The following is a 10402-nucleotide window of genomic DNA, read 5'->3' as shown; positions in this document are numbered from 1 at the left end:
CGGAGACGCCTGCGGCGGTTCCGGCGGCGGTCTCGCCGCCCGCGAGCGCCGTGGTCCCGGCTGCCGCGGCGGGAGAGGCGATGGCCATGCCGCCGACGGCGGCGGAGAAGGCGGAGACGAAGCCCGCCACGCCCTGGGCCACACGCATCGCCATGATGGCGAAGACGAGCCCTTGGACGGTGGGCGCGGCCTCCGCTGCGTGGTCCTTTAGCCACCCGGTAGCGTCGGAGACGCCCTGGATGACCGGCTGGGCCGCGTCGAGGGCGCCCTTCAGGCCGTTGGCCGCGTCGGTTGCCGCGTCGCCGCTGGGCTGGATGCCGAGCACGGCCAGCGCGAGGTTCCCCAGCGCACCGAGGATGTTCCCCGCCGCGCCGCCGAGCGCGCCGACCGTGTCGGTGAGCTGCTGGACGGCCCCGTTTGACTGCGCGACGTCGAAGAACCTCACGACGCCGTCGGTCACCTGGCCGATGGTCTCGGAGACGCCGTTGATGCCGCCGGTGACGAGCGGCTTGAAGGCGTCGAGCAGGACCATGCCGGCCTTGACGCCCGCCGCCTCGAGGTTGCCCATCGAGCCCTCGATGGTCGCGGTGGAGGTCGCCGCCTGCTTGGCGGCGTCGGTCATGCCGAGGTCCATCACGGCCTTGTTGAACTCCTCGGCGGAGATTTGGCCCTTCTCCAAGGCCTCGCGGAAGTTTCCCGTGTAAGCGCCGTTGGCCTTCAGGGCCTCCTGGAGCTTGCCGGAGGCTCCCGGGATTGCGTCCGAAAGCTGGTTCCAGTTCTCGGTGGTGAGCTTGCCCGCGCCCGCCGTCTGGGTCATGACCATGGCCACGGACTTGAAGGTGTCGGCGTTGCCGCCGGCGACGGCGTTGAGGTTGCCCGCCGCCTCGGCGAGCTGGGCGTAGTTGTCGACGCCGTTCGCCGCGAGCTGGGCCGTGGTGTTGCGGATGTCGGAGAGGTCGTAGACCGTCTCGTCGGCGTAGGCCTGCGTGGAGGCCGTCAGGTCCTTGATCGTCGAGTCGTCGATGTTCGCGAAGGACAGCGTGCTCGCGAACTTCTGCGCCGAGTCGGAGGCGTCCGTGATCTCGCCCATCAGGCCCTGGATGGTGCCCACGAGCTTCGAGCCGATGGACGCGGCGAGGCCGCCCATGGCGCCGGCTATCGCCGCGCCCTTGGCGCTGATGCCCTTGCCCACGGACTCGCCCATGGCCGAGCCGCCCGTCTTGCCCGCGCCGCCCAGCTGCTTGTCCATCTTGGCCGCGAAGCCCGACATGGTCGGCATGATCGTCACGGACGCGGAGCCGACGTTCACCGCCATCTACGCACCGCCTTCCTCGATTCCGAGAATCCTGTCTATGTCAGCGCGGGCGCTCTCGGCGTTCGCGCGCCTGCGCTCGGCATTCGCCCTCTCTCCGGGCGTCTTCGGCGGCTGCGGGGCGCGCCGCCCCCTCTGGCCGTCCTTTGTGCACAGCCTCCACTCGAGCATGTGCAGGTAATAGACCGCCTGGTTAAGCATGTGCTCGCCCGCGCTCCACTCGAGGTCGGGGGACTGCCTGCGCGCCGTGCGGGACTCGCGCGGCAGCGCGTGCCACAGCAGGCCCCATCGGGCGCAGTCCACGTCCTCGGCCTCCAGCGGGAGGTCGATGCAGTAGAACTGTCGGAAGTCCGCTATCACGTCCTCGCGGTTCCAAAGCCAGTCGAGGGCGAAGCTGGTTAGTTTTTTGCCGCGACGGCCTCTCCCATGGCCCTGGTGAAGGCGCCCCAGTCCTCAGCGGAGCACCCGAGCTCGTCGGGGGCGGCGCCGTCAGCGTCGGGGACGCGGTCGATGTAATCGACCAGGTGGCCGCAGCAGATGAGGTCCATGGCCTCGTTGGCGGCCTTGGGGTACTTGTCTCCGAGGTTGATCGCGGTCTGCACCTTCAGCGAGCCGAAGGCGGTCTTGTCGACCTCGAACTTCTCGCCGCGGAACTCGAACTCGACGATCTCGTGCTTCTTCTTGTCGGCCATCGGCGCCGCTCCTTAAATCCTTTGTCGTGTCGGTAATAACGGCGCGGGACCGTGAAGCCCCGCGCCGTCTCGGATGGCCTAGGCGGCCTGAGTCTCCGTGGACTCGAAGTAGTCGTAGCAGGTGTTTCCCTGCTCGTCGGTCAGGTACTTCATGGTCAGCGCGCGCTGGCACAGCTCGGAGCTGGCGATGGTGAGGTCGTCGAGCTCGGAGGACTTGCCCCTGGGCACGACCTTTCGCCAGCGGCGGCCGTTCTTGAGGACGAGCTCGAGCACGTAGGCGAAGACGTCGTGGCTGTCGGCGTTGTGCTTGACGGTGATGATGCCGTTCGCGTCGGTGACGTTGGCGTTGCCGTACTGGCGCTTCAGGGTCTCCGCCTTGATCTCGGCGAGGGTGAGCTGCGCGGACTCGACTCTGTTGGAGTTGGTGGAGTCCATGACGTCGCCGTTCATGTCGTTGATGTCGTCGGCGTCCTCGTCGACCGTCTCGACGTAGCCGTCCTCGGAGATGAAGCCGAGGCACTTGAAGGCCGGGTCGAGCTTGGTCTTGATGTCGGTCGGCAGCTTCGAGCCCTCGGGCGCGGAGAAGATGTACCCGCCCTTCACGCCCTTCGCGGCGCTGACGTTCGCCTGGTTGTTGGTGGTGGATTCAGCCATCAGAAGGCCCCTTCCTTGTCTATTCGCAGACCCAAAGCTGGGCCTGCACGATGTATCTCGATCGGCCCGTGTCCGGGTCGTTCTGCCGGTAGCAGTTCGTGACCTCTGGGTGGAAGACGTTCGGCTCCTCGTCGAGGTCGTAGACGGCGCCCTTCACCTTCTCGGAGAGGGCCCGCGCGGCCTTGCGCTGCTTCTTCCCGGCCCAGCAGTCGACGGCGAGCTGGACGGGCTCGAACATGGAGCCGCCCCCGCCCAGCCGCTCGACGCTGATGAAGATCTCGGGCGTGGCCCCGGTGACCTCCACGCGGCCTGGCACGCCCACTGCCTTGGAGAGCCTTCTGGCCACAACGGCCTCGATGTCCATGTGCCCCCTCCTATCCGTTCGCAGCGCCCAGCGACTTGCTGAGCGTCTTTTGCTTGGCCTCGCCATAGCTGGCGGCGAAGTTGTTCGTGCGAATTACCTTGCCGCGAGCGAGCTTGCCCTGAAAGTCGCTCATGGCGTGAGCGGTCCCCTTGGCCTTGGGGTAGGAGGCGGCAACGGCGGCGTCCGCGGAAGCCTTGACGGCGCTCGCCTTGCGGCTGATGACTGCCTGGACCGGCGCGGAGTCCATCAGCTGCGCGTAGCCTGGTCGGTTCCACTTGAACTTGCCGAACTTGACGCTGTTAGCCATCCGCGCGGGTCACCTCCACGGTCATGTTGAAGGGGCCGGGCGTGGCCGCGTCGGTCGTGCGCTGCGGGTCGCCCACCACGTCGTAGCGGGTCCCGCGCACCTCGACCGAGCAGCCGCGCAGGCCCCCGGCGTAGGTTTTGGGAAAGTGCAGCGTATAGGCCACGGTGACGCCCTCGGGGCGCGTCGCGTCCATGTCGGCAGTCGCACCCGGGCAAACGACGCAGCGCACCTCCTCTCGCGAGGCTTCCGTCTCGACGGGCTCGCCGAGGTCGTCGCGCTCCACCGTTGGGCGCAGGACGGTGACGGCCTCGGTGGGGATGAGGCTAAGCATGGTCCTCATCCCCGACCATCGGCTCGATCGTGCCTATGCGCATGCCCGCCAGCCCCAGCCGCTTGAGGTCGGACTTGCCCAGCCACAGGTCGGCGGTGGGGTTGGCGAAGGTCACGGACGCGTTGTAGGCCCCGGCCGTCTGGCTGTACTGCGTGGCCCCGGCGAAGGCGTCGGGAACGTTGACCGCGCGGCTCACGACGGCGCAGGCCACGGCCTTGTAGCCGCGGTCGAACGCCTGGTGGGCGCCCTCCACGTAGAGGCCCCAGCGGCCCTCGTAGGCCGTGAGGAGCATGTCGCAGGCGTCAGAGAGCAGCGCGGAGACGCGCCCCGGGTCAGACGGCGTGCCGTAGCGGGCCGCGTACTCCTCGAGCGTGACGTTAAGGTTTGCGGCCATGCGGCACCCCCTAGGAGAGCATGGAGTTGATGGTCTTCTTCAGCTCGTTCACGAGCTTGACCACGGCGTCGAACTCCGCCTTGGTCGGGGCGTCGCCGGCGGCCGCGGCCGCGTCGGCTGAGGCCACCTTGGAGGCCCCGACGAACTTCACCGGCTGGTCGAAGACCGAGGAGGATGCGCCCGTGCCCGGCACGAGCGTCTTGTCGAAGGCGCCCATTACTTGCCCACCTTGGCCTTGAGGCAGGCGAGGGCCTTGGGGTCGAGCACGGCGTAGCCGTAGATGCCCTCGGTTCGGTAGGCGATCTGGTTGGTGCGCTGGAGGTCGCCTGCGCCGTCCGGGTCGCCGTAGGGGATGACCTGGGCGGTCATGTCGCGCACGAGGCCCCACTTGATGACGCTGAAGTCGCCGGCGAAGGCGAGGACGTTCGTGGCGGTCTTGGCGAGGGCGCCGGAGACGGTGCCGGAGGTGGCGGCGGCGACGCCCTCGACGGTGCCCGGCTTGAGGTTCAGCGGGATCTCGGGGTACAGGCGCAGGCCGGTGGACGGCACGCGGACCTTGCGCAGGGATGCGGCGAAGGTCTTGGAGAGCGCGATGCCGTTGACGTCGTAGGTGGCGGCGATGGCGTCGACGATGGCGTCGATGTCCTCCACGGCGTCGCCGGTGGAGGTGACCTGCGTGGCGGTGCCGGAAAGGGCCGTGTAACCCTCGCCAAGCGCCTCGCCGGACTTGGGGTTGATGGCGTGGTAGACCACGTAGTCGAGGGCGCGGGCGAAGGCGGCCGCCTGGTCGGCCACGATGGACTCAATGATCTGCGTGCGGTTGTCCTCGTCGGCCCACTCGAGCTCGGAGGTGACGCGGGTGGTGGTCTGGAGCTTGACGCGCTTGGCGGTCACGGTGGAGGTGGAGGCCTCGTAGGAGCCCTTCTGCGCGCCCTCCTCCACTACCTCGGCCTCGGCGGTGGGGTTGAAGACCATGTACTCCTGGTCGCGGAAAAGCATCGGCGTGCTCGGGGAGAGCGCGGCGATGGTGGAGGTGTCGGACGCCTTGTTGACGATGCCGACGGCCACGTCCTTGGGCAGGACGATCTTCTTGGTGGTGAGTGCCATTTCTCATTCCTTTCGTTTGCTACTTGTCGCCTGCGAGCATGCGGGCGATCTCTCGGAAGCCAGAGTCCTCGGGCTTCGTCTCGGCGTGCTTGCCGGACTCCTTCAGCGCCGGGGCGCTCGGCTTCTTGGCGAACTCCGCGACGGACTTAGCGAAGGCGGTCATGGACTCCTCGTCGGCGCCGCTGATGAGGTCGGCGGGGACTCCGGTGGCCTTGGAGACCTTCGCCTTGAGATCGCGGACGCGGTCGGCCTCGTCGCGCTTGGCGGCGGCGGCCTTGAGCTCCTCGACCTCCTTCTTGGCCTTCTCGAGGTCGCTCATCTGAGCGGCCTCGGCCTCGTCGAACTTGGCGGCCTTGGCCTTGAGGTCGTCGTAGTCGGCGTACTTCGCGCTCACCTTCTCGCGCTCGCGCGCCAGGCGGCCCTTGAGGATGCCGTCAAGCTGCTCCTGCGAGGTGATGGGCTCGAACTCGGTCGTTTCGTCTGCCATTTCGATTTCCTTTCGGTAGGTTCCCGCCCGCTCGGGCGTGTGCGAGCCTGCTTTCCCGGCAGGCGCGGTGGGTTGCGGCGGTTTCCGCCCACCGCGGGCGTGTATGAAAAAAGCCCCTCGCGGGGCTTGATTCAGCTGGTCGGGGCGGCGGGATTCGAACCCGCACGGGCGATGCCCGCGTGCTCCTGAGGCACGCGCGTCTGCCAATTCCGCCACGCCCCGATGGCACCTGGCCGAGGAATCGAACCCCGGTAAGCGGTTTTGGAGACCGCCGCACTGCCATTGTGCTAGCCAGGTGTGTATAATCTGATTTGAAGAGCCCTGGGCGTGCTGGATAGCTAACCTGGGGCTTATTTCTTTATGTCGTCTATTGCCCCGCCCCTGGTCAACAAGATAACGCGGTCGATGTCATGCCACGACATCTCAAGCCGCACGCGCTTCAGCGCATCCTCTCTTGTCACAGGGACTTCCTCGCAGTTAAGCACGACAATAGAGGGCCTTACCGGCCCACCTTCCACCTTTTCGAACTGCCGCACTGCCTTTCTTATATTGCGCTCGATGAACCTGAGCCCGTTGACGCCAGATGCATCACTTGTCGGGCTCTTCAGCTCGCATAGCTTGCCGTCGAGCAGCAAGTCGATATTGGAAAAGCCTTCCGGCGCGTCCTCCTTGCGGACGACGACCTCGTGACCGGCCGCCCGAAGCGCCTCGTGCGCCGCGAGGTCGTAGGAGCCGCCGCGCTCGTGCTCGAAGGTCTCTTTCGGCTTCTTGTACACGACTGGAGGCCCAGGCGAATCGAGTACGGCACGCTTCGCCGCGTCCTTGTCGGCGCTCGTCAGGCTTTCGTCCTCGTCGATATTCTTGAACTGAGCCCACTGCTCGCGCAGCTCCTCGGGGCGCACGCCCTCCACGAGCTCGGCGTCGGGGTCGTCCTCGAAGCCGGGCACCACCTTGCAGTCGCAGCGTCGGTGAAAGTGGCGGAACTCGCCTGCCCTCTTTCGCGTGTGGTAGACCGCGCCGCGCGACGCGAGCATGAGGCAGAAGGTGCACGTCTCCGCGCCCGTGGGGACGCGGGCGAAGCGAACACCCGCCCTCTTGTCGCGCCCGACGTTTGCGATGATCGTCTCGTTCAGGCTGCGCAGCACGTCGTTGCGGCCAAGCTCGCCGCAGTACTTTGCGAACCCGCGCAGGTCGCCCTTGACGAGCTTCTTGGCCTGGTAGCGCGCCGTCTCGTCCACGGTCTTGGGGTCGTAGGTCGTGGCCGTCACCGCAGCGGGGAGCTTGAAATGCGCGTCGGCGGCCTGTTTGTCGTACCACAGCGCCGCAAGCGAGGATGCCGCCTCGTCGTAGTTCTGGATGACGCCGGACATGAGCGACTTGGCATATTCGCGGCACTCGGCCACGCTCGCGGCCCTGCCCTCGTCGGTCTGCAGCCACGCCCAGATGCCGGACTCTATCTCGCGCTGCGCCCCGTCGGAGAGGTTCGCGACCGCCTCGTTGTAGGCGTCGAACTGCTCGCGCGGTATCATTGCTCGGCCTCAGACGCGACCTGCCGGGCGGCGGCGTCCGGGTTGGCGGAGGGCAGCGCGAGTCCCGTGCCCTGCGTGGCGGACGCCACGAGCTTGCGGCTCGTGGCCTTGGCGCGGTCTGAGCGCAGGCGCTGTATCTGGTCGTCGGAGAAGCCAAGCTCCTCCAGGGCCACGTCGGACTCGGCGAGCCACGGCAGCACGCTGATCATCTTGACCATCGCGTCGGACTGGCTGACCACGCTCGGCATGGCCGGGTTCTTGAACTTGGCCTGAACGGCCAGGCTCTCGCCCTCCACCGCGGCGTAGTCGGCGCCGCGCGAGACGGCGAGCGCCATGAGGGCCACGTCGCGCAGGGCCTCGCCGTTGTCGGCGTTGAGGTTCTGCGCGTCGATGACGAGCGCCTCCTTGGCCGCGTAGATGGCCTCGGCGGAGCTCGGGTTGTCGGTCACGACGCCCAGCTCGGAGAGGGGCACGTTCGTCTCGCCCGAGAATCGGGCGGCGAGCGAGCGCATATAGTCGATGTGCGGCTGCATGCTGCCCTGGGCGAGCTGCCCGAAGTTCGGCACGTCGCCGTCGGCGTCCTTGGACACGGCGAAGATGTTGCCGATGTACGCGTCCCACTTGCTCATGTCGCCCAGGACGTCGTCGTCCGCGCCCATGAGGTACTTCTGCGGGCTGGTGAAGAACTCGGCGGAGATCTCGGAGCGAACGCTCGCCCGCATGGCGTTGTCGGTGATGTTCATCACGGAGCGCGTGATGCGCGACTTGCCGAACGGGCGCTCCAGCGTGGCCTCGTGGGCCATCGGCACCATGAGCGGGCGGCCCATGGAGTGCCAGACGTACTCCGCCGACCAGTTGCGCGTGGTTCCGTCTCGTTTGATGCGGATAACCGCCTCGTCGGTGAAGACGTCCACCCACGTCGGCTCGTCGCCGCGGCGCGGCCTGCGGTCGCGGTCGACCACGACCATGCCCGCCTCGATGCGGCGCATGTGGTCGTCCCAGATAGCCGCGGCGGCGGTCGCGGGGTGGGCCGACACGATCACGGGCGGCTCGCCCACGTCGCCCGCCGTGACGGTCAAAAAGGCGCAGCAGCACTGCAGCTCGCTCTTCACCGCCTGGCGGTACAGGCGCTTCATGGAGTTCGACGAGACGATGCGCGCGAGCTCGCCGGTCGCGTCATCGTCGGCGGTCACGAAGCCGTCGAACTGCGAACGGTTCGCCAGCGAGTCCACCGCCTTCGCAGGCCAGCCCACGACCTGCTCGAGGTTGCGCAGGTGCGGCGGCACGGAGATGCCAAGCTCCTTGGGGCGCTGGTGCATAAGGTAGTAGCCCCGGCGGAGGTAGTTTCTCGCGAGCCTCGAGCGGTACGTCTCGCACAGGGCGCGCACAGTCTGCGTATCCTCGGGCCTGAGGCCGGATGCCGACGCGATGTCGGAAGGTATCTCCTTGCGCACTACCAGGCCCTCTGCTTTCTCTTCGGGTCGCGCCGGGTCGTGCGGGCCGCCCACAGGGCCAGCGCCGCGCTCTCGACCGGGCACGAGATGGAGCCGGGGCCGTCGCCGAAGCCGAAGCCGCCGTTGCTCCCTATCTTTCGCTTGATGGATTTCGTCGCGCTCTCGTCGAGCGCCGGCGAGTCGATGTGCGAGACGGTGCCAGCGTTGACCTCGTCGAGCAGCATCGCCACGGACGCCTGGGCGTCGGCGGCGGAGCACTCCACGAGGGCGCGCTTGGGGTACCCGCGGTCGAGGAGCCGCTTCACAAGGGGCGCCGTCCCGCTCTTGCCGTCGATGGCGAGCGCCGCCGTGGTCCCGGCCCGGGCGAGCAGCCAGTCGGCCAGGCCGTCGGTGCCGCGCGAGGTGCCGGACACCTCGATGAGCTCGACGTAGGACGGCCCGCCCTTCTGCGAGAGGGCCACGCTGAGCGCGGCGGTCTGGCCGTCCGGCGAGAACTTCACGCCGAAGGCCTTCACGCCCTCGCGCATGGCGTCCTCGTCGGCCACACGGCACTTCTCCCACCTGGCTGGGTCGATGAGCGGCGGCTCCACGGTGCCGCCCGGCCTCCACCAGCCCAGGCGCTCGCGGGCGAAGCCGTCCAGGCCCATCGTGCGGGCCTCGTTGCGGACGGTGCGCTCGTTGATGCGCCTGCCGAGCGCCGGGTTCGTCTTGTAGGCGAGCTCGAGCAGCTCGTCGGGGTCGGTGCCCTCTCGGGGCAGCTCGTCCACGGCCCACTCCATCCACCACGTGTCGGGCGCCGGGTCCTTGTGCGCCTCGTCGTGGAGGCGGCGGAAGACCGTGCCGACGCACGTGGGGTCGGGCGGGGTGCCGATGTAGATGGTCTGCGGAACGCCGTCGGGGCTCGCGGCGGTGGTGGGGAGAAGTGCGTTCAGCTGCGCGTCGGTCAGCTCCTGCGCCTCGTCGATGACGATCATGGAGCACGTGCCGCCGCGCGACTTCGAGTTGGTTCGGGTGCTGAAACGGATGCGCCCGCGGCTCGTGAAGCGTATCTCCTGCCTGCCCGGCTGCCTGTAGGGCTCGCCGTCGAGCATGGCGTGGAAGTCGGGGTAGTTGTCCTCGTTGGTGAAGACGAGGTCGAGGAGCTTGAAAAAGTCCGCGACCACGTCGCCGTTGTGCGCCGAGTAGACAACTTGCATGCCGCAGATGGCGGCGCACCACACCGCGAACCAGCGCGCGGCGTGGCTCTTGCCGTTCTGGCGCGGCTCCGAGAGGCTGATGGTCATCGCGGCGGGTGCGCCGGTGGCGTCCTTGGCCGCGTAGAGGTCGAGCTGGTGTTTCTGCGCATCGTCGAACTCGAAGCCGTAGGCCTCGAGCGTGGAGACTATCTCCGGACCGTCCGTGCGGGCGTAGTCGCCCACGACCTCGAACGTCGGCGACTGGTTGCCGAGCCTAGCCATTGACTACCTTCAGGTGGCGGCGCTGGGCCTGCGCGAGCGCCGATGCGCGGCGCTCCGTCGCCTTGGTCGCCGTTTCGCCCAGTTCGTCCAGCTTCTCCTGGACGTCGATGAAGGACTTCGCGATGGCGGCGTAGTCGCGCCCGGAGTCGGTCTCCTCGAGCTTCTTGGCCATGTCGTAGCGCAGGGCCTCGTAGACCCCGCGCGGGTCGCCGCGGTTGCATGCGGTCGTGAGCTTGATGCGGGCCATGGTCTCACCGCCAAAAACGCTCGTATGGATCCTGTGGAAATAAAAGGGGCGCGCTATATGGGCGCAC

At 67.8% G+C, this 10402-nt stretch carries 15 protein-coding genes and 2 tRNA genes; all 17 read right to left on the bottom strand.

Going from position 1 to position 10402, the window contains the following annotated elements; translation table 11 throughout:
- A partial coding sequence (locus ACT84W_RS05750) for a tape measure protein (RefSeq protein WP_444328524.1) occupies positions 1-1315 on the bottom strand: 1315 nt, incomplete at its 3' end.
- Entirely contained in the window at positions 1316-1672 is a 357-nt protein-coding gene (locus tag ACT84W_RS05745) for a hypothetical protein (RefSeq protein ID WP_444328523.1), read from the bottom strand.
- A 38-nt stretch (positions 1673-1710) separates the two neighbouring features.
- Positions 1711-2004, bottom strand: a complete 294-nt coding sequence (locus ACT84W_RS05740; protein ID WP_444328522.1) for a hypothetical protein — start codon at positions 2002-2004, stop codon at positions 1711-1713.
- 78 nt (positions 2005-2082) lie between these two features.
- A complete protein-coding gene (locus ACT84W_RS05735) occupies positions 2083-2658 on the bottom strand; it encodes a phage tail tube protein (RefSeq protein ID WP_444328521.1) in 576 nt (191 codons plus the stop codon).
- A gap of 19 nt (positions 2659-2677) precedes the next feature.
- Entirely contained in the window at positions 2678-3022 is a 345-nt protein-coding gene (locus ACT84W_RS05730) for a hypothetical protein (protein ID WP_444328520.1), read from the bottom strand.
- Positions 3023-3032: 10 nt separating this feature from the next.
- Positions 3033-3329 carry a hypothetical protein gene (locus tag ACT84W_RS05725; RefSeq protein ID WP_444328519.1) on the bottom strand — a complete coding sequence of 99 codons (297 nt, stop codon included), beginning with the start codon at positions 3327-3329 and terminating at the stop codon, positions 3033-3035.
- The gene (locus ACT84W_RS05720) at positions 3322-3660 is read right to left on the bottom strand and encodes a hypothetical protein (protein ID WP_444328518.1); all 339 of its coding nucleotides are present in this window, start codon (positions 3658-3660) and stop codon (positions 3322-3324) included. The genes ACT84W_RS05725 and ACT84W_RS05720 overlap by 8 nt, the downstream gene beginning before the upstream one ends.
- Entirely contained in the window at positions 3653-4054 is a 402-nt protein-coding gene (locus ACT84W_RS05715; RefSeq protein WP_444328517.1) for a Gp19/Gp15/Gp42 family protein, read from the bottom strand. The genes ACT84W_RS05720 and ACT84W_RS05715 overlap by 8 nt, the downstream gene beginning before the upstream one ends.
- A gap of 10 nt (positions 4055-4064) precedes the next feature.
- Positions 4065-4271, bottom strand: a complete 207-nt coding sequence (locus tag ACT84W_RS05710; RefSeq protein ID WP_444328516.1) for a hypothetical protein — start codon at positions 4269-4271, stop codon at positions 4065-4067.
- Complete coding sequence (locus tag ACT84W_RS05705; protein WP_444328515.1) at positions 4271-5161, bottom strand: phage major capsid protein; 891 nt, start codon at positions 5159-5161, stop codon at positions 4271-4273. The genes ACT84W_RS05710 and ACT84W_RS05705 overlap by 1 nt, the downstream gene beginning before the upstream one ends.
- 19 nt (positions 5162-5180) lie before the next feature.
- On the bottom strand, positions 5181-5648 hold the full coding sequence (locus tag ACT84W_RS05700; protein ID WP_444328514.1) for a hypothetical protein: 468 nt from the start codon (positions 5646-5648) through the stop codon (positions 5181-5183).
- 136 nt (positions 5649-5784) lie between these two features.
- Positions 5785-5870, bottom strand: a tRNA-Leu gene (locus ACT84W_RS05695).
- Position 5871: 1 nt separating this feature from the next.
- Positions 5872-5945 (bottom strand) — tRNA-Trp (locus ACT84W_RS05690).
- A gap of 53 nt (positions 5946-5998) precedes the next feature.
- Positions 5999-7177, bottom strand: a complete 1179-nt coding sequence (locus tag ACT84W_RS05685) for a VG15 protein (RefSeq protein WP_444328513.1) — start codon at positions 7175-7177, stop codon at positions 5999-6001.
- Positions 7174-8631 (bottom strand): phage portal protein, encoded by a 1458-nt coding sequence (locus ACT84W_RS05680; protein WP_444328512.1) that lies wholly within the window; start codon positions 8629-8631, stop codon positions 7174-7176. Before ACT84W_RS05680 ends, ACT84W_RS05685 begins: the two co-directional genes overlap by 4 nt.
- On the bottom strand, positions 8631-10088 hold the full coding sequence (locus ACT84W_RS05675) for a hypothetical protein (protein ID WP_444328511.1): 1458 nt from the start codon (positions 10086-10088) through the stop codon (positions 8631-8633). The genes ACT84W_RS05680 and ACT84W_RS05675 overlap by 1 nt, the downstream gene beginning before the upstream one ends.
- Positions 10081-10402: hypothetical protein (locus tag ACT84W_RS05670; protein ID WP_444328510.1), on the bottom strand; the 322-nt coding region annotated here is incomplete at its 5' end. The genes ACT84W_RS05675 and ACT84W_RS05670, both read right to left, overlap by 8 nt.

The organism is Paratractidigestivibacter sp. (assembly GCF_052362415.1).
Taxonomy (GTDB): domain Bacteria; phylum Actinomycetota; class Coriobacteriia; order Coriobacteriales; family Atopobiaceae; genus Paratractidigestivibacter.
The sequence above is the reverse complement of the archived record's forward strand: the minus strand, read 5'-3'. Positions and strand labels throughout refer to the sequence as shown.